The sequence below is a fragment of the Gimesia benthica genome, from assembly GCF_009720525.1.
In the GTDB taxonomy this organism is placed as follows: Bacteria; Planctomycetota; Planctomycetia; order Planctomycetales; family Planctomycetaceae; genus Gimesia; species Gimesia benthica.
In genome coordinates this window covers 7,152,180-7,177,973 of sequence record NZ_CP043930.1, presented here as the reverse complement: position 1 = coordinate 7,177,973, position 25,794 = coordinate 7,152,180, and the positions used below count along the sequence as shown (strand labels likewise).

The window sequence follows — 25,794 nt, the reverse complement described above, 5'->3', positions numbered from 1 at the left end:
TCCGAACTACGAAGCAGTCATCCGGATCGCGATCAAGTTTGTATTAATCCCGGGCGGCGAGTTGAACTTCAAACGACATGCTTTTGCCGTCACGCGTCAGTTGGACCTGCACCGTCTGCCCCGGTTTGTATTGTTGAACGACTTCCGCCAGTTGTTCGATGCCGGTAATCTTTTCATCGTTCAACTGGTAAATAATGTCATTCTCTTTCAAGCCGGCGATTTCTGCGGGAAATCCGCGGGTGACGCCGGTCACTTTACATCCTTGATCTGTCGTTTCGCCATTGACGCCGAGGACGGCATTCTGGCCAAGAGGCTTCGCCCCCCACATATCGCCGGAAACGAGCTTTTCCCAGTCGTCCTGAAATGCGGAGACGGGGATATGGAAATTCCAGCTGGTAGAGGGACCGATGCGGCTGTGAATGCCGACCACCTCTCCCTGCATATTGTATAATGGGCCACCTGAGTCTCCGCCGATCAGCGTGCAATCAGTCTGGAGCAGATGTTTTTTTCGGGTCACGACCCGTCCCAGTCGTACGACAGGAGGACGACCTGCCTGATAACCGTTCGGGTGTCCGGTGGCCATCACCCACTCACCGGTTTTGATCTGGGAGATGTCTCCCATCTTCGCGGCCGTGAGTTTGCTGATATCGACTTCGGCATCTTCAATCAGTTTCACCAGTCCTGCATCGAGACCGCGGTTCAGGCCCATGGTGCGGCCTTTCAACGTGCGGCCATCGTGGAGGATGATGGTGGCATCTTTCTGAGCGAGTCCGATGACATGTGCGGCTGTGAGGATGTAGCCGGCTTTGTTATCAATGATCACCCCACTCCCCTGGGCATCGCCGACCCGTACAGAGACCGTACTGTGAATTGCTTTTTCTGTCAGGGAAGTGACCTGCCGTTCAATCTCCTGAAGATCCTCCAGGGAATCGGGAACGGTCTTGAAAAAGACTTCGGAAAGTTTCGCTGGGGCGACAGGGGTAACTACGGGTTTACGCACCTCGACTTCCTGAGCGTTGGCGGGCGCCAGAGAAAGCAGGACCAGGCCCATTGCACTGACGAGAGTGCGTTGCACCAAATCACCGGTTGCGGCTCTGAAGAAGATCAAGGGGCTCAAACTCATACCTCGTCAGCAGGAAACTTTGCGGGATGTATTTCTCGGGAAAGAAATACTGCATATAGAATACGCGATGTACATGAGCATTTTCAAGAAAAAACAGGAAATTCCGTATGGATGGGCGTTTTTCTAAATTCCTTAAAAAAGGTGACTTGTGTCGTGTTTAGGGGTTAAGAAAGATTTTGAGAAATCCATAACTGGACTTTCTCGATCCTTATGAAATGGCCTTGAAATCGCTATGATCCGTATGATTGTTCCCCGCAAGAAGCGGTACAGATACGCCCTTTTTCACTCAGAGAGAGAGAAGTCACACCTCATGGAAGTAGAACAGACCGGTTTTCCCGGGTTACTGGTGATCACCCCCCGGGTCTTTTCTGACGAACGTGGTTTTTTCAAAGAAACGTACCAGCAGGAGCGGTACAAGGAGGCTGGCGTCGATGCCTCTTTTGTACAGGATAATGCATCCCGTTCCACAGCCGGCATTCTCCGGGGACTGCATTACCAGATTCAGCACCCCCAGGCCAAACTCGTGCATGTCATGAAAGGGGAAATTCTGGACGTCTGTGTCGACCTGCGGAAGAATTCTCCCACGTTCGGCCAGTCTTACTCTATCCGCCTGACGGGCGAGAACCACAAGCAACTCTATGTGCCCCCCGGTTTTGCCCACGGTTTTTATGTCATCAGCCCCCAGGTTGATTTTGTGTATAAGTGTGGCGATTATTATTACCCCGAACACGATCGAACTCTGCTCTGGAACGATCCCGAACTGGGAATTGACTGGCCGCTCTCAGGCGAGCCACTGCTCTCGGAGAAAGACCGTCGAGGGCTGCCGCTGAAAGAATGTGAAGTTTTCGAATCGCTATGAAACAGCCGCGAATCGCTCTGACAATGGGAGATGTCTCTGGCATCGGTCCCCAGTTACTGGATGCCCTGTGCGTTCAGCCGGAACTGAATGCACTCTGCTGCCCGGTCGTCTATGGCAATGCGGAAGTTCTGCGGCGTGCTGCCCGTCATTCCGGGAGTGGACTGGAAGTCATTTCCGTCGATCAACTACCAGATGAACTCTCATCCCGGCCGGGAGCAGTCTACTGCATTGACCGGGGACGCGCGGATGTGGCGGAAGCAACCCCCTGCCAGGTCGATGCCCGCGCGGGTCGCGGGGCGTACGACTACCTGGTCAGCGCCATCGATGACTGCCTCGCGGGAAAAGTGGATGCGATCACCACAGCCCCCTTGAATAAGGAATCACTGCATCGGGGCGGCATCGATTATCCGGGGCATACTGAGATCCTGGCTGACCGGTGTCAGGTAGCCGACTTTGGAATGATGCTCTATCTACCGGGCAGTGATGTGATTCAACCGCCGGCTGGTCTGGGAATCGTACATGCGACCCTGCATACTTCCATCGCCAGCGTTCCCGGCCTGTTGAAAACCGACGAGATCTTTGAGAAGACACGCCTCATCGCTGAACTGATGCAGGTCATGGGCGCGGAACCTCCCCGGGTCGCCGTCTGTGCTTTGAACCCCCATGCGGGAGAACATGGTCTGTTTGGTGATGAGGAAGCGCGGATCATCGCCCCGGCCGTCGAACGGGCCCGGGCCTCTGGTCTGAATGCAACGGGTCCTCTGCCGGCCGATACACTGATTCGCCGCGCCGTGCATGGGGAGTTTGATGCGGTCGTCGCCATGTATCACGACCAGGGGCACATCCCCTTCAAGCTGCTCGGCTTTGACCAGGCGGTCAATATTACGCTGGGATTGCCGATCGTGCGAACCAGCCCCAGTCATGGCACCGCGTTTGACATTGCCTGGAGCGACATCAAGCCTGAGACCAGAGGCATCATGGAAGCCGTGCGGGCCGCGGTCAAACTGGCCGCACACCAGAAACAGATTCAAACCGATTAAAACCTTTCCTGACACAGGACTGAACATGGAAAAGCAACACTTTATCCCCCACCCTGAACCCGATGCGACCAACCTGCTGCTGATTCGTCATGGAGCGACTCCCCCGAACGAACAGCGGCCCTATATTCTGCAGGGTTGCGGCATCAATCCCAGTCTGAGTGAATCGGGACAAAAGCAGGCTCAGGCCCTGGCGACTTTCCTGGCGGAGAACTGTTCGATCAACCATATCTACAGCAGTCCGATGATCCGTGCAAAAGAGACGGCCCAGGCGGTCTGTGCGCATTTTAAGCTGACTCCGCAGGAAGTCGCAGAGATTCACGAATGCGATGTGGGTCTGTGGGAGGGAAAATCCTGGGACATCATTGAGCAGGAATCCCCGGCCGCCTACAAGGCATTCATGGATGATCCCTACCGGAACCGTTACGAAGGCGGAGAATCTTACGGCGATGTGTTCAATCGTTGTGAGCCTGCACTCCAGTCACTGCTGGAACGCCATACCGGCGAGACGATCGCGGTCGTCGCGCATAACGTAATCAACCGGGTCTATCTGGCCAGCCTGCTGGGACTTCCCATCGAAAAAGCCAAGGACATCAAGCAGAACAATACCGGTATCAACATCATCCGCCATCATGCAGGGGAAACCAAAGTGGTGACGATGAATGCCATCTTCCACTTGAGTGGTGTCCCCCATTAAACAGGACGCGGTTGTCGCTCAGCACTATTTCTGCTGCTGGAGATACTGACTTAATGTCTCCAGGTTGCTGCTGAAGCGATCGCTGGCGATGTACCTGGTATTCACCGGGAATTTGGGTTGCCCCACCAGACGTTCGCCCGTACTGACGCTGATCCAGCGTGCCTGGTCGTCCAGGTCATCGAGAATCGCTTTCACGCGGATCAGCAACTGCTTCGGAGTCGGCTCGGTCTTTAGTTCCCGCCCTGCGCTGACGGCTTTGAACTCCCGTTCGAGTTCTTTGACCTCTGAGGTAATCTTCCAGCCATAGTGCCGGGGCAGATCGGAATCGTCGTAAGTCAGGCTGTACTTTTTTCCGCTGCGATTCATGTAAAGCGGGCGATTGGTCTGCAGTTCGTAGTAGCGGGCGAGCTGTCCATCGGGTAACTGGGAGCGTTTTAACCAGGCGAGTGCCCGGGGAATCGGTTCCAGATATTTCTTCTCACCGCTGAAGCGATAAATCCGCATCAGGGTGGCAATCACATCCTGGGTCTCTCCCCCGGTAATGGCCGGCGGTTCGAAGCGGCGGGCCCAGATGGGCTGCATATCGTAGTTGTACTGCTGTGCCCAGGCGGGCTGTGGTTCGGGTAACTGAGACAAAATCAGAAAGTCTCCCAGTTTGAGCACCGCCTGTTTCAGACGCTCATCTTTGTAGATTTCGTAGGCGTCCAGCAGCGTCGTGCAGACATAGCCGGCCAGACCATCGTTGAGGGTGTAACAGTCCCAGTAGTTTTTGACACGTCCTTCCGTCCGCCAGTCGTATTGGGGAAAGCTGGCCGGCTTCGCGGGGATCTGCGGCACCGGTCCGGTCCAGACCTGGGGAAAGGCCCCCACGGGGAACTGTGCCGCCAGCAGGGCATTCAAGGCGACCTGGGCAGATTCGTGGATCTGTTTGTGTTGAAACTTATGGGCCTGATCGACGTGAATGATGAGGCGAATTGCCGACTGCGAAATTCCGTCATCAAGGGTCGAGTTGTTCTTGCCACGCCCCTTTCCGTTACGGTACTCGGCGGTCAGTTTACTGCGGGGATTGAAATCAACTGAATTCGTCCAGCCGCCCGATTTCAACTGACCATAAACGAGTGCCAGTGCGGCATCGGTGGCAGCGTCGAGATAGAACTGGTCCCCGGTCGCTTCATAAGCCGAGAGGAACGCCATCCCCACTGTTGGTGTGCCGGGAGGCTGCACCCAGATCTGATCCGGAGACGCCTTACCTTCGCCCCAGCGTTCCTTAAGATCCAGGCTGTAGTAGTAAACGTAGCCACCGTGCAGAGCGAGCTTATTGCGATAAAACTCGCTGGCCGCCCGCATCGCTTTCGTGACGTTCTCCTTGGAGACCGGCACCGCCGCCTGAGCGGAAGCAGTCCTGAAACCCAGAAGCGAGATCATTGAAATTCCCAGCAGAATCGATACTACACGGCCCGGCTTATGCACAACGAACTCCTCTCATATCTGATTACAGAACGGTTTCAGAACAGACTCACGCGCTCAAAGGGGTCACTCCTTGACGGGAATCCACTGGACGGCGTCGATGATGACATAGCCGTTGGCATCAGCATTGGTCACTTCGACAGCCGCTGTCTTGTCGGGTGTGAATTCAAATTCTCCCAGCGACACAAACACACCTTCCAGAGGTGGTGTCTGACGCTGGTCGATGGTTTTGGAAGTGGATCCCCCCGCATGCTGCACGGTCACTTTGACCTGCGAGCTGCGATTGGTGTTCGGCGGATAGGCATAGCGAACTTCGTAGCGTCCCGCCTGGGGAACTTTGGCTTCAAAACGGGCCGCGGCTTTGCCATCACGCGTATTTGACTCGTGACTGTAACCCGAAGCCACATACTTCTTCGCCGAGCGGCTGGTCTGCCAGAGCCCGGTCAGCCTGGCCTGCGCATCGTCGACAACAATGCCTTTCAGTGTTTCCGGATTGATGCCGTTACTTCCATACTTGACTTCGGCAGGAGCTTCCAGAATCTGGCCCTCTTTGATCAGCTGGGTTTTGAGCTGATCGTAAGGCACATCCTGCACGTCCAGTTTCTGATCCAGGGCGATCGCAGCTGCTGTCGCAGCGGAGTGACCGAGAATCATGAAAACGGGTTCCATGCGGATCGAACCGAAGGCGATGTGTGAGCTGGAAACACAGACCGGCACCAGCAGGTTGGCACATTCCCCTTTTTTCGGAACGAGGCTGCCGTAAGCAATTTCATAGGGACCACGGGTCGAAACGCCGATGTCCCCTTCGTTCTGCACGTAGCCTTCCGGAGTGACATACCGCTGCACGTTGTGCGAGTCCATGGTGTAGGAACCCATGCCGACCGAATCGGGGGTAGGCTTCTTCTTGAGCAGTTCGTTTTCGGTCATCACGAATTCGCCGATCATCCGGCGGGCTTCACGGATGTAAAGCTGATGGGGCCAATTGCCGTTATCGGTGAACTCATCTTTCGCCAGCCCCCATTTCTGCATCTTCTGCTGCACTTCTTTGGGTACACGGGGATCGTTGGCGATGAAGTACAGCCAGCCTTTCTGGTAGGTTTCGTGCTCTTTGATAATCTCTTGACGACGTTCGTAGGATGCTTCGGGATAGTCGTAGTTATAGCCGATATTATCGGTACTCATGGGACCGTGATTGTTGGTATCGGTCTTAAAGTTTGGAATGGGATCAAACTTGGCAAACGTCTGGCGCCAGCCGGCATCATAGATTCGCAGCAAGAGTTCATACTGGGCGGGGTCGTAGCCCTCCGGTTTCGGAAAGGGAACGCGATTCTCATCGTGGTTGGTCAGGCACATGCGGAAACAGTAGGCCTGAATTTTGTCATCGCCCGAACCGTATTTGCCGGGGTCGGCACCACTGATGCGAGGCAGCAGTCCGCTGGCAGGATCGCCGGGAACTTTGTAGGGACTGATCTTTTCTTTGACCGCATTCGGGCCAAAGTGGTGTCGGTGATGCAGTACGCCGGTCTGCACACCGTTCCATTCTTCACCATAGACACTGTTGGCTTCGCGGCCCACGTGGTAGCTCACGCCGGCAGTTGCCAGCAGATCACCTTCGTAAGTGGCGTCAATAAACATCTTCCCCTGGAAGGTTTTGCCGCTGAGTGTTTTGATGGCGGTGATTCGATCCCCGTCTTTGGTAACGCCGGACTTGCGATCCAGCCATTCGTCGCGGTACACGGGAATCTCGTATTCTTTCACGAACTCATCAAAGACAGCCTCGGCTACGTGTGGTTCGAAAATCCACATGGTGCGTTGCTTGCCATCGATGGCGGGAGTCCCCTGCCCTTTGTCGCCGTAGGCTTTCCGCTGCTGCCACTTCCAGGCGTCCGCGGTCTGATAGTGTTTCCAGACGCGATGATAGAATTCGCGAGCCAGGCCGCCGATAACGGCTTTATTGCCGGTGTCTGTCCAGCCCAGACCACCACTGGAAAGCCCTCCCAGATGTGTGTCGGGGCAAACGATGACAGCTGACTTTCCCAGTCGCTTGGCCTGAACGGCTGCGGTGACGGCCCCGGAGGTGCCGCCATAGACGACGACATCATACTCCTTGCCTTGTGCCTTCGGGACAACCAGTATCAGAAACAGTCCGCAGGCGAGCAGTTGCGACATCCACTTCATTTATTCTCTCTCTTTAGTCTCTAACGATGCTGAAAATTCCAAGGGTGATTAATACAGAAAAATCATTCTAACGGCGCGAATGGGCAATACCTAGTCAGAAAACCATGCTGTCCCCGGTTCCCACCGGATTCACTGTTAACAATCATTAGTAATTCTGCACATCCAGCAGCATTGCTTTGCCGACGTCGATTGTTGACTGGAGCCTAACCTGCTTTAATGTCAGCCAACCAGGAAGCGATCAGATTGATCGCTTGATCGACCGACTGAAGGAATCGCCCCCGTGACTGAAGAACTGACCGCCTACCACGAAGTGGGACATGTGCTGATGGCCGTGTATGTCGGTGCCCGCGTCTATTCGGTGACGATCGATCCCGACTGGGATGACGGTCCCGAGCGATACGGAGACGCCGAGATCGCCTGGCCCCAAGGGGTGTACGATGAAAAGACGCTGTGTGAAAAAGCGATTCTCGTAGCACTGGCCGGTCCGGTTGCCGAGATGATTCACACGGGGGATCCCTTTCATCCGGCTCTCGTCGCAGAATGGTCGGGAGACTGGCAGCAGGCGTGGGAAGCAGCTTCCGTCCTGGTTCCTCAGCGACAGGCACGCATGCAGTACCTTGAGCAGAAAACACTCAGCCTGTATCAGCTTTTTCGTCAGGACAACTACTGGGCGGCGATTGGAGAACTGGTCGATCAACTGCTGGCCCATGAGACGCTCGAAGAAGAGATGATCTACGACACGATCTCCAGTTGGATTTCCATTAAAGGTCAGTAGGCTGTCAGTCCGTGCCCCGATCACGGTATTCTTCAATCGTCCTGAGGATCTCTTGCGCAACGGTGATTCGTTCTGCATTAGAATCCGTCAGTCGTTTAATCAGTTGCAGCCGCGTTAGATACCCGGCCGGGAAACCATGAAAACGGGCTCCCTGGAGAACCAGCTCATGGTACCAGTCGAAAGGCTGCAGCGCGGGATCGATAAACGCGGTCATCGCCTGGTAGGTAAACACACGGATCAAACTTTGCTCATGCGTCAGTACATCCACCTCGCGAATCTCATATCCTTGTCCCAGCGATTCGAAGCGGTCGAGTTCCATTTTCTGTTCTGTCGTAATCTGGTAGACGGCCCCCCAGACGCCACCTGCGGTTGAGTCCTGAATCTTAATATCACATTTCCCGGATGCATCGATGCCGACTTTGTGAAAGTGGAGTTCTGCCTGTTCAAGTAAGGCAATTCCCTGAAACTGACAGCGCCCGATGCGTGCTTCGAGGCGCGCGGGGTGCAAATTTGAACCGTAGGCAAAATAGTTTAATCGTTCCTGCATGCCATTCATCGTTTCTCTTCTCGTACGCTGAGTCCACCGCTTTCAGTTAAGGAGGGGAATCATGCTAGCCGCTGGTGTTATCTCAAGAGCGATGCATGTAACTGTTCTAAATCATACAGCAGGCCGTAATTCGCTTGCAAAGGGTGATCAAACCACTACATTTCCCGCAGGATTCCTCTTAACTTCAAGGCCTTTTTTTACAGTGTTCATTTCAATACGAGGTGTTTCCCTGCTTTTAAACAAGCCTGAAATATCCAGCTATACGCGTGCTCCAATTCTCTGCAAGAAAGACACAATTGTTATTTGTTTTTGAGCGATACTAATAAGTACTCAACCCCTTGCCCCTGAGAGAACTGGATTGAAATGAGTTACACCTTCGCCAGAGCAACACAACCAGACGCCGTTCAACAGCATTTTGACCTGTTCCTGCAACACACGACGGAAGGGGTCTGGGACTGGGTCGATCTCGACGCACAGGAACAATGGTGGTCACCCCGGTTTTATGAACTGCTGGGCTACTGCGACCAGGAAATTGAATCGAGCCTGGACACCTTCGAACGACTACTGCATCCAGAGGATGCAGTACAGACGATGCTCGGCCTGCGATCTGCCCTGGAGAACGCCAGTCGTTTTGAGCACAACTTTCGCCTGCGGGTCAAGGGGGGCCTCTATCGCTGGTTCCGGGGACAAGCCCAGGTCTTGCGTGATGCTTACGGACAGGCTGTGCGCATGACCGGATCTCTGTCGGACATTCACGAGCGGGTTCTACTCGAAGCAGAACTCGAAGGCACACGTCTGCAGGCATTTCGTGCCCGGGAAGTGAAACAGTCATTTCTGGCGATGATGAGTCATGAAATCCGGACTCCTCTCTCCGCGATCCTGGGCTTTGCAGAAATCCTGAGTGATTCCAGCGAAGATGCGGAAACGATCAACGCTGCAAATACGATCCACACCAACGGTCAGTATCTGCTGGATACCTTCAACGACTTCGTAGACCTCTCCCGAATTGAAGAAGGCAAGTTCGACCTCAAGCTTCAGGACTGCTGCCCACTGACGGTGATCGAAAACGTGAAGTCGGTCGCCCTTCGCAAAGCAGATCCCAAAGGCCTGGCTCTCGAAGTCGATCTGGATCATAGCCTGCCAACTTCTATCCAGTCCAATCCAATACGCCTCAGGCAGATCCTGTTGAACCTGATGGGGGTCGTGATCAACTACACTCACGAGGGAACCATCAACCTTTCTGTCAGAAAACCACAGGCGACTCCCTCTGATCAGCAAATGGTCTTTACGATCCGTAACAGCGGGAACGGAATGAATATCGAACCGATCAATCAGATTTTTGCCGGACGCCAACTGGCAGACCTGACCTCGCTTACTTATCCCGGGGGAGTCGGTCTGAGTCTTTCGCTGGCGCGACATCTGGTCCGCCTGCTGGGAGGAGAAATGACACTCCAGCATACAGCTGATACTGGATCGATTATTGAATTCACCATCAGCACGGGCACCAGTTGTGAAATCAAGCCACAGCAACATTCGTTATCTCAACGCATCCATGAACACAAAACGTCCCGTTCCAGCTTCGGCAGGCTGAGGCAGCCCTGTCGTATCCTGCTGGTAGAGGATGGAATCTACAATCAGAGGTTGATCCAGTACCTGCTGACCAAAGCCGGCGGAAGCGTCACCCTGGCTGAAAACGGGCAGCAGGCAGTTGATCAACTGGGAGCCGTCCTGCAGAGCGATTCAGACATCAACGAGCAGTTTGAAGTGATCCTGATGGACATTCAGATGCCGCTCCTGGATGGCTACTCCGCGACGGAACTCATTCGCGAGATGGGTTTCACCAACCCGATTATCGCACTCACCGCCAACGTCATGCCTGGCGACCGGGAAAAATGCCTGCAGGCCGGCTGTGATGAATACCTGACCAAACCACTGGATCGCAAGCAGCTCATTCAGACGATTAACAACCTGCTCAAGTCCAGACGACAACGGATGCTGCAACTGAAATAACACCGCGCGCCGGTTCAACTCTGCAACACGTCTGCTTTAATCTCCTGTCTGAATCTGTTAGGCTGAAACTGATTTAGTTATGCCAGCACAGGAGTATTTTCAGAGTGATTGATCAACCTTCCGCCCCCGACCTGCCTCCCGCATTTGAGATTCCGGCTGCCTGGAAAGGTGCAGAACTCTTCTCCCGAGACGACTGGCTGGTTCACCTGGGTCAACGGCATCTCGCTGATCTGGACTCGGCTGTGAAGACGATCTCGTCAGAAAACCTGAGCCAGGCTGAAATCACCCCCGAACGTTTCCCCCTGCCCGAACTCGGTCCCCTGCTGCGCCGGGTTCAACATCGGCTGGAACACGGGTCGGGAGCCTGCCAGATCAAGCGAGTGCCTATCGAGAACTACTCACAAGAGGAACGCGAGATTCTGTTCTGGCTGATCTCCGTGCATCTGGGAACGCCGGTCTCTCAGAGCGCGACCGGGGAAAAGCTGTTCCATGTGCGGGACGAAGGTTTTAAGGTCGGACAGGCCCAGGCCCGCGGTCCGAACACAAGCAAGCGGCTCAGCTTTCATACCGACCGTTGTGATGTGATTGGTTTTCTGTGCATTCAACAGGCCCTCTCAGGTGGCGATAATCAACTGGTCAGTTCGGTGGCCCTCTTCAATGAAATGCGGCAGCGGTGGCCCGAATTGACGCAAACCTTGATGCAGCCGTTTTACTACCTCAGGCACAACGTCGATACGGGAAACCAGAAGCCGTTCTGTCGGCAACCGATCTTTTCAATGCAGGATGGTCACTTCGCCGGCAGCTTTCTGCGGGTATTGATCGAACGCGCTTATGCTTCACCCGACCTTCCCGATATGACTCCCGAGCAGAAGCAGGCTATGGATCAGCTGGAAGCACTCGCCGAAACGCCGGAAATGAGTGTCACCTTCAGCCAGGATCCGGGGGATCTGCTGTTTTTGAATAACTGGGTCACGTTTCACCGCCGGGATGAATTCACGGATGCGGAAGAGCCGGAACTGAAACGGCACCTGCTGCGGGTCTGGCTTGCGGTTCCCAACAGTCGTCCACTGGATCCCCTGTTTGCTGATAATTACGGGAATACAGCCGCTGGATCTGTTCGCGGAGGCATGCCGGCGACCGCGGCCCCCTGAGCACGGACAGGCTCGATTCACGATCCGCCTTGTCCCATTTCTCAATTGAGCTAGAATAAGGGACCGATTCGTCCTTTTACCGTGCCCTTGAGATCTGAATTTCATGCTTCGCAAATCGCAGCCGCAACAGCCTGAATCTTCATCCGATTCCGGATTAAATCTGGATCGGCTGGCGTTCGATGAAATTCATCCTGCATTCCTGGATACCCTCGATGAGCAGACCGTCCCCACGGTGACGGGGCTGCGAAAGGCTATTTATCTTGTTCTGGCGGCATTCTTTTTTGTGCTGGGCGTGCTCGGCGTGGCACTGCCTGTGCTCCCGACTACGCCGTTCCTGCTGCTGACCAGCTACTTTCTGATCCGCACTTCTCCCCGGATGAACCGGGCACTGCTGCGTTCTCCCGTACTGGGTCAGGTTCTCAAAGAGTGGCAACAGGATGGTGGTGTGCGGCTGAGCGTCAAAATCCAGGCGATTACGATCGTGGTACTGATCGTCGGCGCGACGCTGATCTTCTCGCCCCTCTCGGTGCTGCTGAAATCCGTACTGGTGGCCCTGGCCTGCGTGGGAATCCTGGTGGTGATTCGCCTGCCTGGTCTGAAGTAAGCATTTCCCGCAGGATGCTGTGCAACTGACGAGCGGTTTGACATTTGGCATCCGCGCCTCGAAGCTGGTCCTGAGAATCCGGGTGGATAACAGGTGCAACCGCCTTGCTGTTCAGCTAGAATAAATTTCCGATACAAGCACACATATAAATTCGCAACAAGGAGTCTTACATATGCAACGTCGAGAGTTTCTCAAAAGCGGGATGCTGGCAGGGGGAGCCGCTGTGTTAGGTAGTACCGCTGCCCAGGCAGCTGACGGCAAAGAGCAAAAGCCATTTAATCTGAAATACGCGCCCCACTTCGGCATGTTCAAGAATGCCGCGGGCAACGATCCCATCGACCAGCTGAAGTTCGCCGCCGACCAGGGCTTTACCGCCTGGGAAGACAACGGCATGAAGAAGAAACCCAAAGAGCTGCAGCAGAAAATCGCCGACACGATGGAAAAGCTCAACATGGAAATGGGCGTGTTCGTAGCACATGGTTCCATCGGCAAGCTGACCTTCACCCGTAAAGACAAAGCGGTCTGGGACGAAGTCCTCAAAGACATCAAAGACTCCGTCGAAGTTGCGAAGCGGGTCAATGCGAAATGGATGACCGTCGTTCCCGGCAACCTGGATGAAGGTCCCCGTTCCCGTCTGGCTGAAGGTTACCAGACCGCCAACGTGATTGAACTGCTCCGTCGCTGTGCCGAGATCTTTGAACCACATGGCATGGTCATGGTGCTTGAGCCACTCAACTGGTATGCCAATCATGGTGGTGTCTTCCTGCAGGGTTCTCCTCAGGCGTATGCCCTCTGTAAAGCAGTCGACAGCCCAGCCTGTAAGATTCTGTTCGATGTCTACCATCAGCAGATTACCGAAGGCAACCTGATCGTCAACATCGATCAGTGCTGGGATGAGATCGGCTACTTCCAGTCAGGTGATAACCCGGGCCGTAAGGAACCTGGTACGGGTGAGATTAACTACCTGAATGTATTCAAGCATATCCACTCCAAGGGATTTGAAGGTATCGTGGGAATGGAACATGGTAATTCCAAGCCCGGCAAAGAAGGCGACATGGCCGTCATCGAAGCTTATCGTGAGGTCGACCAGTTCTAAACGCTGCTAAGACCTGAAAGACGTTGCCTGTATCAGGCTCGTTGCGCGCTGGTCTGCTTGTCTGGCGTTGATTTACTGACGATCCCCCATTGATGGACCACTGACTATGACTGAAAAGAAAGCCAAAAACGTGCTCGGCACCGAACTGGAGATCTGTTCTCTGGAACCGGTAACCGGATTTTATCGTGACGGCTGCTGTAACACCGGCGGTTCGGATCTCGGTCTGCACACGGTGTGCACCGAAGTCACAGAAGAATTCCTGGCCTTTTCCAAGGAACGAGGCAACGATCTGAGTACACCTCATCCGTTGTTCGAATTCCCGGGTCTGAAACCCGGCGATCGCTGGTGTCTCTGCGTGGAACGCTGGAAGGAAGCCTTCGAGGCCGGCATGGCCCCCAAGGTAAAACTCGAATCGTGCCACATCTCGACACTGGAATTCGTCGACCTGGAAGATCTGCAGGCCTACGCCATCGAAGCCTGATGCACGTCGTGCGGATTACCACATACTAGAAAAATTAAAACCACGGAACCTGCTACTGCGGGTTCCGTGGTTTTTTTATACTGACACCGTGCGACACAGTTTAACTGCCGCTGCGGGATTATTTCGCTTTCAGCATATAGATTTCGCTGAAGGACGAGGTCAGGAACATTTCTCCATTCTGATCGGTGCCGAAGGTCATTACGGGGATGCTGGGGCTTTCGATCACGTGATTGGCAGTCACCTTTTTGCTGCTCTCGTCATACTTCAGAGCCCAGAATTTACCGGAGACATAATCGCCGTAAATGTACATGCCCTGGATCGCGGGAATTGCTTTGCCGCGATAGACGGATCCACCGGTAATTGACTTACCGACTTGGTGATCGTATTCCCAGATCGGCTCGATGAGGTGCTTGCGGGCTTCGACACCATTGGGACCGAAGGGGTGTTTGCCTTCACGGACCGACCAGCCGTAGTTGCCCCCTTTGACGACGATATCGATTTCTTCCCAGACGCCCTGCCCGACATCGCCGGCCCAGAGTTTGCCGGTCTTGTCATCGAAGGCAATCCGCCAGGGATTACGAAAACCGTAAGCCCAGATTTCCTTACGGATCGTGGCGAAGGTCGGTGTTTTACCATCTTCAAAAGGGTTGTCTTTGGGAATCGCGTAGTTCAGTCCGGGAGATTTGTGATTGACGTCGATGCGACAGATCGATCCGAGCATTGTGGACAGGTTCTGGCCGTTATGGAAGGCATCGCCGCCAGCACCGCCATCACCAAAGACGATATACAGCATGCCATCCGGGCCAAATTCGATGGTGCCCCCGTTATGATTCCAGGCGGGCTGTTCGACTTTCATCAGAATTTCTTCCGAGTCTGCGAGGGCCTGATCCGGATTGTCCTTGGAAACCCGGAAGCGGGAAATGACGGAGGTCGCATTCGGAGTTTCGGGAGAGCTGTAGTAGACGAAGAACTCGCCGTTCTTCTTGAAATCGGGATGGAAGGCCATGCCCAGGAGGCCCATTTCGTTTTTCTTGTCGAGATAGATCACACGATCGGAGATATCGAGGAAGAGTTTGCCTTCTTCCAGATCTTCATCTTCGGGTGTATTGGGAACGATGTAAATCTTTCCCTTCTGCGAGGCGATAAACAGACGGTCCGTGCCATCGCCGGCGTGGGTAATCACAATCGGGCGATCAATCTGCAGATACGGGAAAACCTTGACCAGCTTGACGGGAGCCGGAGAGGTATCCACTTTCTCTTCAGCAGAGAGTGGCGGGCAGACAGCCAGAATCAGCAGCAACGCGAGTGAGGTAATCGTTTTCATAGAGGGTCTCTTTGTCATGCGGGTAAACAACGGGGGGAGAAACGACGCGCTTGCGTGATCACCAGAATAGAAAAAAAAGACCGTCAATGCCACTCTGCGCCCGGTCCGCTTTCCGGCGGGACTTTAAAAAACGAATCAGGGCTTTTTAATCAGCACCGGGCGACACCAGTTGAGATGATCTTCAATGTCCGCGTTTTTACCAAAACCGACTTTCAGCACCAGCTGCTGTGCGCCGGTGAGATCGATCCGAGGGACTTTGACAATCTCTTTGGAGTGCCGCGCCACCTCGCGTTGAAAGACAGGCTTGCCATCCACCAGGACCTGCACCTTGACGCTGGCCCGTGTGCCTGCAGAATCATCCAGCCCCACACAAGTCTCGAACGCAGCATACTGCCCGTCCAGTTGATAATGCAGCTCTGCTGCGCTGTGCATACCCAGACCGGAATCGAAATACTGTCCCCCTGAAATCATTGGTCCGGAAAGCACATTCCGGTTGCGCTGCCACTTCCAGTTTCGAGAGAGATAGGGTGTAAAACGGTACTCAGACGGTTCCAGCTCCGACAGGGGAACCACGCGCCCTCCCAGGGGAGTGACCGCGGCCAGGCGATCCCGCTCACAGATGATGTCTGCGCCAAACAGGGTGTGAGCCCGCAGTCGGCTATCGTTCAACGAGAGTGTGGAGACCGTGACCCGCGAGCCGTCGGTGAGTGTGAGTTGATAATGCAGCTGTTCGGGCTGCGGAAATGCAATCAGCTCCGGATTGAAATAGAAATAGGCGATCCCAGTACGGGGCACCGTTGTTTCACCGGCCGCGGATTCGAACTGGAAACCGCCCTCATCGAAGCCCAGAAATTCGCCTTCGAGGTAGTCGCCGTTTTTGAGGTAGAACAAATCGGTCTTTTTGACCGTCTGTTCCAGCTGACGAATCAGGCGGTTACGGGCATGTGTGGCACGGGGCCAGCGAAAATAAGCCGCCCGGATCGTCTCGAGGGGAACTTTCAGTTCATCCAGCCGGGGACAGGCAGTCAGACGAATCACAAGGGCTTCCTCCGCAGCCCGTAAAATCTCGGCATGCAGGCGGTCGCCGTTCGCCAGGATCAACAGCCCCCCGCTGGGAGGCAGCTTGTCAACCGGATCCAGCTGCACGCGGACAATCTCTGTCGCCGGTATTTCTTCGGTTCCTGCTTTGCTCTTGATTATGAATCGATTCTGCTCGATCTGCAGCAGTTCGCCGGTGATCGTTTTCCCCGCCGCGGTCTGCAATTCGTCGGCCTGCAACGGTTCTGAAACCAGACCGCAGGACAACAGAGTCAGACAGAGCACAACGAACAATCGCATCGGACAACCTTTGGGGGAATGCAGCATTCCTGATCAACGCTGGAAAATCGGGATGTTATTGCGGGGGATCTGCAGAACGATGCAGGACATAGCCGTGCTGTATTCCACGCAGTTGGAACTGTCGGGACGCCAGCTGCCACTAGCCATCTGGCCGGCGACGAGCTCTTCGCGAATCGCGGTGTACCAGGTATCCCAGTACTGCTGCCCCGCCTGCCACATCGCCTGGACGGCATAATACTGACCGTAGTAATAATGACTGCCCCGGAAATAACGCTGATTAGGCAACCGGCCCATCAGGTATGTCAGCCCGTTTTCGATCTCTGGACCTTCATAGATCCCGGCACTGTATAAAGCGACAACGCCTGCTGCCGAGCGCGGAAACTCACTCTCGGCCTGCCGGACCAGCTGGTAGCGAAAGCCACCATCGGGGTTCTGACTCTTTTTGACATAATCGATGCAGCGATCGATGACCTCTTTGGAGATAAAGATGCCGCAGTTTCGAGCGGCCCGCAGGGCCATGATCTGACAGACGGTAACCGAGAGATCCGCGTCCTTACTTTCCGGCGTGTAGCGCCAGCCCCCTTTGGAGTTCTGCGATTTGACGATCAGCTCCACCGCTTTTTCGAGTTTAACGCGGACATCTTTACTGCGCGTCATCCCGTAAACTTCCGCGAGAAACAGCGTCGCAAAGCCATGACCGTACATCGGGCCGTGTGAGATGCTGTCGGGCGAAATGATATATCCGGACGGCTTGCAGGAAGCCAGAATGAAGTCGACGGCTTTCTGAACCTGAACGCCGTACTTGCCCCGCCCCGGTGTGTTCCCGTCTCCCAGGAAAGCCATACCACACAGCGCGGTAATAGCCACGTTGTTCTTGAAAGTGGAACCGGAACCGAAAGAACCATCGGGATGCTGACGTTCAGCCAGATATTGCAGACCACGCTCTACCGCCAGTCGCGCCGGTGGTGTGTAATAGCGTTTACCTTGCGCATCGATTGAACGGTTGATTTCCGGCTGAGCTGATACGGGCTGTACTGCTCCGCTAAGTATCAACGTCAGCGTCAAAACCAGACCGCGGACGGAAACCGGGGTTCGAGTGGAGAGGCCTGATTGAAATAGCAGGTATCGCAAAGCAGTCACTTACCCTGAACAGAGTGAAATCGGAGTCGACTTACCCCTGTATTGTACGGGATCGAGGAGTAATGAAAAGCAGCAGCCTGGAAAAACAGCTCGATCGGCTGGATCAGGGCTGAATGACTTCCGGATATTTCGAATTGCGTCCCGATAAGCGGGGCGTAGGCCGCATGGCTCCCCCCGGCTGAGGTTGTGCTGTGGGTTTCGTCATCATCGACTGCTCGATGGCCAACCGCGATTCGGTCCGCTGACGGCTGAAATCAGGGGGACGGACGACTTCCGGTCCCAGAGAGCTGGAGGGAATCGGATCTTCCAGCTCCATCATCTTCCGTTCTTCCATTTTCTGACTGCGGTTCATCGCCTGACGGTCCGAAAACAGCCGGGGAATACGCGTATTCGTGGAGTTAATACAGCCTGCACAGGCAGGTGTAAGTAACACGATCACGCAGAGACGAAACCAGGAATTCATGAAATGACAGACTTTGGAAAAACGGGGCAGTCCTCGACGGAAAGCAGAGGCTTCAGAACAGGGGCCAGACTATAGCAGATGACCTGCCTGACGAATAGAGAGATTTTTCAGGATCGGTGATCTGAAGAATGCCTCTAAACCGCTCGTATTTCTCAATTTACAACGATATAATCAGGCCCTGATGCATCAAACTGAGGAAAACCCGGTTTTTCAGAGGCTAACCCGGTGCTGACGCTGGCAGAAATCCGGTTTTCGCAATAGCATCCTCTGTAGTGGAAACAATTTTCGTCTTCCCCTGAGACTGGTATCGAAACAAAGGATTTACGCTGCTCCCATGTCAACTTCTCCCAAAGTCTGTGTGTTACGTGCCCCCGGAACGAACTGCGATATCGAAACGGCACATGCCTTTGATCTCTGTGGAGCCGAATCCACCCGCATCCATCTGCTCAAACTGCTCGAAAACCCGACGCAACTGAACGATTACCAGATCCTCTGCCTGCCTGGTGGCTTCAGTTATGGTGATGACGTGGGCGCGGGCATCATTTTCGCCAGTCACCTGCAGGGACAGCTGGGAGAAGTGATTGGCAACTTCCTGGCCGCTGACAAACTGGTACTGGGGATCTGTAACGGATTCCAGGTGCTGCTCAAATCGGGAATTTTGCCCGGTGGTGCTGCCAGCTGGCCCCCCAAAGCCGATCAACCCCGCGATGCCACACTGACCTGGAACAACAACGGCAAATACACATCGCTGTGGGTCAACCTGGGAGTGCTCGCCAAAGAGAACGTCTTCCTTAAAGACATCGACCAGATCGAACTGCCCATCGCGCACGCTGAAGGCCGCATCGCCGTCAGTGATCCGTCAGTCATCGAAAACTGGCAGGCCAATTCGCAGATCGCAATGTGCTATCGGGAAACCGGTGACGCTGAAACAACGCTCCAGGAGGAAATCCTCCCCTATCCTGTGAACCCGAACGGTTCGGCCTGTAACATCGCCGCCCTGGGAGATCCTTCCGGTCGCGTTCTGGGACTGATGCCTCACCCCGAGCGTTACCTGTTCGCCACACAGCATCCGCAGTGGACGCGTCTGGGCCTGGAAGGGGAAGGCGCAGGCATCCAGTTGTTCCGCAATGCGGTTAACTACTTCGCCTGAATCTGAGCAGCGAACGATTCAGCTCGAGAGTTTCAACAGCAGGTCATCATCGACGAGCTCCCCCTTGGGGAGTTCTTTAATGGCCTGCATCACGCGTTGCACGGTCTGCTCACTCGGCTCACGTCCCAGTTCATGCAGGCGGTGCAGGATGGCTCTCCGGCCGCTGTGACGTCCGAGTACCAGTCGAACGCCCTCTGCGCCGACCGCCTCTGGTCGATATGGCAGATACGTATCGGGGTTCTTCAACAGTCCGTCCTGGTGGATGCCCGCTTCAGTCGCGAAGATGTTGCTACCGCCGATCGGCTTCATCGGTGAAAGAGGAATGCCCGTTAGTTCGGAAACCAGACTGCAGAGCGGTGCGAGTTGACTGACATCCAGTTTATGCGGTCGCTCAAATTCGTCCTGATGCAGATGCAGGGCCATCGCGACCTCTTCCAGTGCAGCATTGCCGGCCCGCTCTCCAATGCCGTTGACGGTACACTGCACAACGTTCGCCCCCGCATCGATACAGGCCAGCGTATTCGCGACCGCCAGTCCCAGATCGTTATGAAAGTGCACCGCCAGCAGTACGTTCTCAATGCCGGGCACCTGATCCTGAATCTGACAGATCAGATCCTGCGCCTTGTACGGGGTCAGGATACCCACGGTATCGGGAAACCCGATGGTCGTCGCCCCGGCAGCGATCGCTTCCCGGTAGACTTCACAGAGGAAGTCGACTTCGGTACGACTCGCATCTTCAGGACTGAACGCCACGATGTCGAACTTTTCCGCCGCGTACTGAATACTGTCGACTATCAGATTGAGGACTTCGGTTTTACTCTTTTCCAGTTTGAAGTCACGATGCAGCGGACTCGTCCCGCAGAAGAGACTCACGCCCCGTTTGTGTGGCGGGTTGCCGGCGAGCGCCTCGTCGGCTGCGTCGATGTCGCCGGGCAGCGTGCGACAGAGTGCCGTGAGCACCGGCTTCTTGATCACACCGACCATACTTTGAATCGCTTCGATGTCCGCCTGCGACGAAGCAGGAAAACCGGCATCCAGTGAATGCACGCCAGCTGCTTCGAGGGCTTTCGCGATCTGCAGTTTCTCTGCTGGATCGAGCGTCGCGCCAGGCATCTGTTCGCCGTCACGTAGAGTCGTATCGCTGAACAGGACCGCACCGGAACGTCGGTGATGACGGATCACCGCCCGCTTGACTTTATTCTTAACGTGTTTTTTTGCACCAGAGAAAAACTGAAACATCCATTCGCATCCATACTAAAACTGAAAGCAGTATCCCGACTGGAACACGATTATAGCCAGCGTCCGTCGATCTGACACTGTTTTCAGAGACATTCACTCGATTTCCGAGGGATTCCCCCTGTCCGGGAAACTCATTGCGTTTTACTCAGCCAATCCATGCCTGCCCGATCTTCCCTCCCCGTTATGACTCGTATATGATCCCCACAGATTCAACCCGCCATAAAGGATTTTGCAGCGATGACCTTGTTCGACTTTGGAGTTTTCCCCACTCAATCTTTTCATCTACTGGCTGCCACAGAAGGGACGATGTGGCATTCCCTGGCAGATATTCTCATCCTGCTGGCAACGGCCATTGTGCTGGGAACCCTGGCCGAACAGCTCAGACAGAGCGCCATTCTGGGTTACATCGCCGCGGGGACCCTCGTCGGCCCCAACCTTTTAGGCTGGGTCGCGGATCGACAGAGCATTTTTGACCTCGCGGAACTGGGGGTGGCTCTGCTGCTGTTTGCCATCGGTCTAGAATTTTCGCTACCGCGACTCAAGCGACTGGGACGCATCCCGCTGGTCGCCGGCATCCTGCAGATCATTCTCACCCTGCTCGGAGGACTGTCCGTCTCGCTGCTTTTGAGTTTTTCCTTTCCCGAGGCCCTCGCGATCGGAGCGATGATCGCCCTCAGCAGTACCGCGTGTGTTGTGCGCATGCTCAATGACCGGGCCGAACTCGATGCCCCTCACGGTCGCACCGCGTTGGGAATTCTACTGGTCCAGGACATGGCGGTCATTCCGCTGATGCTGATCATCACCGCGCTGGTCGGCAAAGGATCGGCGGGAGAGATCGCGATTCAGCTCTCGATCTCATTCCTACTGGCGGTTGTCTTTGTGGCTGTGTTTTATGGACTGTTCAATTTCATTCTACCCCGACTGCTGGAACTGTCATCTCTCAGACGGAACCGTGATTTCCCGATTCTGCTGGCGATGGTGATGGCGGCGGGCTCTGCCTGGGCCGCGCATCGACTCGGACTCAGCCCTGCGCTGGGTGCGTTCGTCGCGGGTGTGTTGCTGGCGATTTCCCCGTTTGCCACGCAAATTCGCGCCGATGTCCAGCCACTGAAAACCGTGCTCGTCACCCTGTTCTTCTCTGCCGTCGGCATGTTTGGTGACCTGAACTGGGCCGTCCAACACCTGGGACTCGTCCTCGCTGTCGTTGCGGCGATCATTACGGGCAAGCTGTTGATCACCTTCGGCGCAGCCTGGTTCTGCGGTCAGCCCTGGCAGTTCGCCCTAGGAACCGGTCTCTGTCTGGCCCAGGTCGGGGAATTCTCCTTCGTACTGGCCACCGTGGCGCGGGGCACAGTGGACGCACCGGGGATTCTCTCGGAAACCACATTCCGCCTGATCATTTCATCGACGATCGCCACGCTGCTGCTGACTCCCTACCTGATTCAGCTGGCACCGGTCGCCGCGAATCTGCTCCGCCAACTGTGGGGCCGAAAACCGGCTAAAAACGAATCACACTCCCCGCATATTGATATTACGGATCTGGAATCCAGCCGGGAGACCGATGATGATCTGGTTCTCATCCTGGGATTCGGTCCCGCCGGCCAGCGGGTCGCCGGCGAACTGCTGCAGGTCGGTCTGAAAAAGATTGTGGTCGTTGATCTCAACCACGAGAACCTGCGGATGGCAGAACAGTACGGTCTCCGTTCCCAGCTAGGCGATGCGACTCAGATCGAAGTGCTGGAACATGCGGGCCTGTATCGCTCCCGCCTGGTGATTACGACTCTGCCCAGCCCCACGGTTTGCCGCCAGGTAATTTTTCTGGTTCGTCAAATGGCCCCTTCGACGGCACTTTATGTTCGCTGCCGCTATCACCTGCACCACTGGCAGCTCCTGGCGGCGGGAGCGGATGTGATTGTTGATGAAGAAGAACACGTGGGCGAGTGTCTGGCGAAACACATTCTGGATTCCCCCCTACTGCTGCAGCAGCTGTTGAAGTCGAATCAGAAACCAGAGTCGGGACAGTCCTCCGAACAGGTATAAAAAAAGGCCCCCTTCGTTATCGAAGGAGGCCTGGTCATGATCGTTTCAGATTGAAACAGACTCTTACAGTTCAGCAGTTGTGGGAACCACGAACGGCTTACGATATTCACGAGTCAGTTTCGGATTCGCTGCAGAAGCCTGTCCACCGGTGAAGGTTTCCGACTTGCTGTCGATGGTCAGTTTGGGGCCCATGCTGACGATGGTGTCATCAGTATCGAGCTTGTTGTTGCCCAGGTGCTCGCGGAAGCGGCCCAGAGTTTCCAGGGCTTCGCTATCACCCTTGAACTCACCGGCAACTTCCTTCACAGGCATGGTATTGCCCATTTCGTAGGAAATGTTACCCAGGTGACACAGGGCACTGGAGATGTGACCTTCTTCGATGTCGGCGTTCAGATCGCTGATCTTGCGGCTGCGAACAGCATCCACAAAGTTGGCGAAGTGATCGGCAGAACCCGAGAACTTCTTGATCAGCTTGCCGTCGTTGTCGAAGGCAGAAGCACTGTTGTAGCTTGGAATCACAACGTAGCCGTCGGTACCGTAGAAGATCACCCCTACTTTGGCACCACGATAAGGTTCGGTTTCCAGACCACGTACTTCGAAGACCAGACGCTTGTCGCCGAACTGGTGGATGCTGACCTGAGTGTTGGCTACGTTACCGGCATCGGTGTAACCCAGTCGTCCGCCGTAAGCCTGAACGCTGTCGCCGACGTTATCAACGCCGAGACCCCAGCGGGCTACGTCCATCTGGTGAATCCCCTGGTTACCCAGGTCGCCGTTACCGGTTGGTGTCTGCCAGTGCCAGTCGTAGTGGAAACGCTGACGTGTCAGTGGTGCCATCGGTGCAGGTCCGAGCCACAGATCGTAGTCAACGCTGGCCGGTACATCGTAGTTCCCTTTAGGACCGATTGATTTACGACGCTTGTAGCAGGTACCGCGAGCCAGTTTGACTTCGCCGATGCCGCCGGCTTTTACGAATTCAATCGCATCGATCAGACCAGGTTGTGAACGGCACTGAGTACCAGTCTGGACGATCTTGTTGTGCTTACGGGCCGCTTCCACAATCCGACGACCTTCGCTCACGTTGTGGCTGACCGGCTTTTCACAGTAAACGTCTTTACCAGCCTGGATCGCCCAGATCGCTCCCAGAGCGTGCCAGTGGTTGGGAGTCGCGATGCTGACGATATCGATATCCTGATCGTCGAAGGCTTTCCGCAGGTCTTTGTAGTAAGTTGGTTTTTTATTTGTCTTTTTGTAGACGTTACCCACACCTTTGGTCATCCCCACGCTTTCATCGGGATCGACAATGGCGACGATTTCGGTGTCTTTACGACCGGCGAAAGCGCTGAGGTGAGACTGACCACGGCCATTGACACCCAGCAGGGCGACACGCAGTTTTTCGTTGGGGCTGCTGGACTGCGACTCGGCTGCAGAGAGCTGAGGAATCGAAGTGCTCAGAGCTGCTGCGCCAGCGGCAGCAAACATCGATTTTTCCAGGAATTCGCGACGAGATTGTTGAGACATCTTCTTTTTTCTCCTCATTTAGTGTCAGAAGGTAGGTGGCACTGTGCACGCTCAGGCGGGGTGGAACAACAGACAGCCAGGTGATGCAGCACACAGTCAAACCGTTCCTGGGTACTCGACCACAGCCAGTTCAGGTGCCGTCATTCCGGAATTTTGTAAATTCTGTTTAGCAAAGTCTAACCGATGAAAGGACGAACATTCAAGGTTGAACCGAAAAACCGCCCCGATTCAGGGTGATTTCCTCGCTGGAAACCTGCGGATTCCCCAGCCGGGAGAATCCGCGCAACTATGAATGCTTACGTTCATTTCGCCGCCGACAATGGTAGAAAACTTTGAATTCCGATCTCTTCACGACTGGCAAAGGGTTCACCATAGGCGCGATGAATGGTCCAGCCCCAGTAACGGGCCCGATCCTTGATGTCATCCAGCACCGTCGGATGCTCTTCGGAACGCCCCTGGATCATCTGGCTTTCATAGCAGCGAACCGCCTGCATTTTCTGCTCGATATGCGGCGAAATATCAAACACGAAGCTCGGCTTGGGATGAATCCGCAGGTGAATGCTCCAGAAATAATAGATCTGGGGCGGCCAATAGCGTTCGCCCGACATATCAGTCTTGCTGAGCTTCGACCAGAATCGGGCGGCATCCACCAGATGGCTGGCGGCCACGTGGTCGGGATGCACGTCTTCCCAATAGGGGGCGAGAATCACTTTCGGCTGCTGTTCACGAAAGATTTCGGCCAGTTGTCTGCGGGCAGTCAGACTCGATTCCAGACTCCGGTTCGGCAGTTGCAGATTCTCCCGCCAGTCCAGTTGCAGGACCTCCGTCGAGGCTGCGGTCTCTTTCGCCCGGATCTCGGGACTGCCGTAAGGCGTTGGCTCACCATTGGTTAACTCCACAACTCCCACACGCTGTCCCGCGGCTTTGCAGGCCAGAATAGTGCCTCCCACGCTGATTTCCGCATCATCGGGATGCGGGGCGACGACCAGTACATCTAATTGAGAACCCACGAATACTCCTTAAATAACAGACTCAAACGGCTCCGGACCGGACTCACGAAAATCAGGCTAGACTTGAAAACCGAAATCCTTAAAATCCCTCGCACTCTCTCTCAATGGGACCCCCGTCCCACTCACAATTCCACATCATTACTATTGTAGACCATCAATCATAACGGTCGAGGCACGCGCTGTCCCTGCCGACGATGATTGTATGGAGGATCCTCTCATGAAATCCTTTGTCCTGGCGTTCATCGCCTGTGGCCCGGTGTTTCTCTTCACCAGCGGCTGCGCACAGGTGATGAAGCCTATCTCAGAACTGCAACACGAAACCATGCGTGCCTTCAAACCCAAGCCTTTCGATTCCGACTGGAGCGGCGAAGATGAAGTCGACCAGTGGGGCTATGTGGGTGAAGAAGCCCGCGGCGACCGTCCCCGTGAATACGATCCGGACCCCTGGTGGCAGAAATACGTGATGAGTTCCAAAGCACGCAGTATCGAACGGAACCTGGGAATCGATTGATCCCACCGGTCGGAGGCAGCCGGGGGCCGCTGT

Annotated in this window: 24 protein-coding genes; 13 read left to right on the top strand and 11 right to left on the bottom strand. The window is 55.0% G+C overall.

Annotated elements, in window-relative coordinates:
* Positions 1-43: 43 nt before the first annotated feature.
* Positions 44-1,075, bottom strand: a complete 1,032-nt coding sequence (locus F1728_RS28140) for a S1C family serine protease (protein WP_194242568.1) — start codon at positions 1,073-1,075, stop codon at positions 44-46.
* A 358-nt stretch (positions 1,076-1,433) separates the two neighbouring features.
* On the opposite strand from F1728_RS28140, the gene rfbC reads away from it, so the two are divergent.
* Genes rfbC through F1728_RS28125 form a run of 3 tightly spaced genes read left to right on the top strand, consistent with a single transcriptional unit; the run spans position 1,434 to position 3,716 of the window.
* Positions 1,434-1,982 (top strand): dTDP-4-dehydrorhamnose 3,5-epimerase, encoded by a 549-nt coding sequence (rfbC, locus tag F1728_RS28135; RefSeq protein ID WP_155366782.1) that lies wholly within the window; start codon positions 1,434-1,436, stop codon positions 1,980-1,982.
* A complete protein-coding gene (gene pdxA, locus F1728_RS28130) occupies positions 1,979-3,022 on the top strand; it encodes a 4-hydroxythreonine-4-phosphate dehydrogenase PdxA (RefSeq protein WP_155366781.1) in 1,044 nt (347 codons plus the stop codon). Before rfbC ends, pdxA begins: the two co-directional genes overlap by 4 nt.
* A gap of 25 nt (positions 3,023-3,047) precedes the next feature.
* A complete protein-coding gene (locus F1728_RS28125) occupies positions 3,048-3,716 on the top strand; it encodes a histidine phosphatase family protein (RefSeq protein WP_194242567.1) in 669 nt (222 codons plus the stop codon).
* 24 nt (positions 3,717-3,740) lie between these two features.
* Here the strand turns inward: F1728_RS28125 and F1728_RS28120 are convergent, their stop codons facing one another.
* Positions 3,741-5,186, bottom strand: a complete 1,446-nt coding sequence (locus F1728_RS28120; protein WP_155366779.1) for a pectate lyase — start codon at positions 5,184-5,186, stop codon at positions 3,741-3,743.
* A 63-nt stretch (positions 5,187-5,249) separates the two neighbouring features.
* A complete protein-coding gene (locus F1728_RS28115; protein ID WP_155367511.1) occupies positions 5,250-7,352 on the bottom strand; it encodes an FAD-dependent oxidoreductase in 2,103 nt (700 codons plus the stop codon).
* A 289-nt stretch (positions 7,353-7,641) separates the two neighbouring features.
* Between F1728_RS28115 and F1728_RS28110 the strand changes: the two genes are divergently transcribed.
* Positions 7,642-8,136: a hypothetical protein gene (locus F1728_RS28110; protein WP_155366778.1), complete on the top strand. Its 495-nt coding sequence runs from the start codon at positions 7,642-7,644 to the stop codon at positions 8,134-8,136.
* Positions 8,137-8,140: 4 nt separating this feature from the next.
* Here the strand turns inward: F1728_RS28110 and F1728_RS28105 are convergent, their stop codons facing one another.
* Positions 8,141-8,692 (bottom strand): gamma-glutamylcyclotransferase family protein, encoded by a 552-nt coding sequence (locus tag F1728_RS28105; RefSeq protein ID WP_155366777.1) that lies wholly within the window; start codon positions 8,690-8,692, stop codon positions 8,141-8,143.
* Positions 8,693-8,744: 52 nt separating this feature from the next.
* Here F1728_RS28105 and F1728_RS28100 point away from each other — a divergent pair, with 52 nt between their 5' ends.
* The 6 genes from F1728_RS28100 to F1728_RS28075 all read left to right on the top strand — a co-directional run bounded on the left by F1728_RS28100 (position 8,745) and on the right by F1728_RS28075 (position 14,025).
* Positions 8,745-8,996, top strand: coding sequence for a hypothetical protein (locus F1728_RS28100; protein WP_155366776.1), 252 nt, complete (start codon positions 8,745-8,747; stop codon positions 8,994-8,996).
* A gap of 50 nt (positions 8,997-9,046) precedes the next feature.
* A complete protein-coding gene (locus tag F1728_RS28095; protein ID WP_155366775.1) occupies positions 9,047-10,693 on the top strand; it encodes a PAS domain-containing hybrid sensor histidine kinase/response regulator in 1,647 nt (548 codons plus the stop codon).
* Between the two features lie 104 nt (positions 10,694-10,797).
* The gene (locus F1728_RS28090) at positions 10,798-11,844 is read left to right on the top strand and encodes a TauD/TfdA family dioxygenase (RefSeq protein WP_194242566.1); all 1,047 of its coding nucleotides are present in this window, start codon (positions 10,798-10,800) and stop codon (positions 11,842-11,844) included.
* Between the two features lie 103 nt (positions 11,845-11,947).
* The gene (locus tag F1728_RS28085) at positions 11,948-12,448 is read left to right on the top strand and encodes a YbaN family protein (protein ID WP_155366773.1); all 501 of its coding nucleotides are present in this window, start codon (positions 11,948-11,950) and stop codon (positions 12,446-12,448) included.
* 172 nt (positions 12,449-12,620) lie between these two features.
* Complete coding sequence (locus F1728_RS28080; protein ID WP_155366772.1) at positions 12,621-13,544, top strand: TIM barrel protein; 924 nt, start codon at positions 12,621-12,623, stop codon at positions 13,542-13,544.
* Positions 13,545-13,650: 106 nt separating this feature from the next.
* A complete protein-coding gene (locus tag F1728_RS28075) occupies positions 13,651-14,025 on the top strand; it encodes a DUF2237 family protein (RefSeq protein WP_145041809.1) in 375 nt (124 codons plus the stop codon).
* A 118-nt stretch (positions 14,026-14,143) separates the two neighbouring features.
* On the opposite strand, the gene F1728_RS28070 is transcribed toward F1728_RS28075, so the two are convergent.
* The 4 genes from F1728_RS28070 to F1728_RS28055 all read right to left on the bottom strand — a co-directional run bounded on the left by F1728_RS28070 (position 14,144) and on the right by F1728_RS28055 (position 18,290).
* Positions 14,144-15,349 carry a PQQ-dependent sugar dehydrogenase gene (locus F1728_RS28070; protein ID WP_155366771.1) on the bottom strand — a complete coding sequence of 402 codons (1,206 nt, stop codon included), beginning with the start codon at positions 15,347-15,349 and terminating at the stop codon, positions 14,144-14,146.
* 135 nt (positions 15,350-15,484) lie between these two features.
* On the bottom strand, positions 15,485-16,687 hold the full coding sequence (locus F1728_RS28065) for an NPCBM/NEW2 domain-containing protein (RefSeq protein WP_194242565.1): 1,203 nt from the start codon (positions 16,685-16,687) through the stop codon (positions 15,485-15,487).
* Positions 16,688-16,720: 33 nt separating this feature from the next.
* On the bottom strand, positions 16,721-17,818 hold the full coding sequence (locus tag F1728_RS28060) for a prenyltransferase/squalene oxidase repeat-containing protein (protein WP_228030381.1): 1,098 nt from the start codon (positions 17,816-17,818) through the stop codon (positions 16,721-16,723).
* Positions 17,819-17,930: 112 nt separating this feature from the next.
* Positions 17,931-18,290, bottom strand: a complete 360-nt coding sequence (locus tag F1728_RS28055; protein ID WP_145441223.1) for a hypothetical protein — start codon at positions 18,288-18,290, stop codon at positions 17,931-17,933.
* A gap of 334 nt (positions 18,291-18,624) precedes the next feature.
* On the opposite strand from F1728_RS28055, the gene F1728_RS28050 reads away from it, so the two are divergent.
* Positions 18,625-19,440, top strand: coding sequence for a phosphoribosylformylglycinamidine synthase subunit PurQ (locus F1728_RS28050; protein ID WP_155366769.1), 816 nt, complete (start codon positions 18,625-18,627; stop codon positions 19,438-19,440).
* Positions 19,441-19,458: 18 nt separating this feature from the next.
* Here the strand turns inward: F1728_RS28050 and F1728_RS28045 are convergent, their stop codons facing one another.
* Positions 19,459-20,679: a homocitrate synthase/isopropylmalate synthase family protein gene (locus tag F1728_RS28045; RefSeq protein WP_155366768.1), complete on the bottom strand. Its 1,221-nt coding sequence runs from the start codon at positions 20,677-20,679 to the stop codon at positions 19,459-19,461.
* Between the two features lie 237 nt (positions 20,680-20,916).
* On the opposite strand from F1728_RS28045, the gene F1728_RS28040 reads away from it, so the two are divergent.
* Positions 20,917-22,719, top strand: coding sequence for a cation:proton antiporter (locus tag F1728_RS28040; RefSeq protein ID WP_155366767.1), 1,803 nt, complete (start codon positions 20,917-20,919; stop codon positions 22,717-22,719).
* A 63-nt stretch (positions 22,720-22,782) separates the two neighbouring features.
* On the opposite strand, the gene F1728_RS28035 is transcribed toward F1728_RS28040, so the two are convergent.
* Both F1728_RS28035 and bshB1 read right to left on the bottom strand, forming a co-directional pair.
* On the bottom strand, positions 22,783-24,240 hold the full coding sequence (locus F1728_RS28035) for a Gfo/Idh/MocA family protein (protein WP_155366766.1): 1,458 nt from the start codon (positions 24,238-24,240) through the stop codon (positions 22,783-22,785).
* A gap of 302 nt (positions 24,241-24,542) precedes the next feature.
* On the bottom strand, positions 24,543-25,250 hold the full coding sequence (gene bshB1 / locus F1728_RS28030; RefSeq protein WP_149345078.1) for a bacillithiol biosynthesis deacetylase BshB1: 708 nt from the start codon (positions 25,248-25,250) through the stop codon (positions 24,543-24,545).
* 217 nt (positions 25,251-25,467) lie between these two features.
* On the opposite strand from bshB1, the gene F1728_RS28025 reads away from it, so the two are divergent.
* On the top strand, positions 25,468-25,761 hold the full coding sequence (locus tag F1728_RS28025) for a hypothetical protein (RefSeq protein ID WP_155366765.1): 294 nt from the start codon (positions 25,468-25,470) through the stop codon (positions 25,759-25,761).
* Positions 25,762-25,794 lie beyond the last annotated feature (33 nt).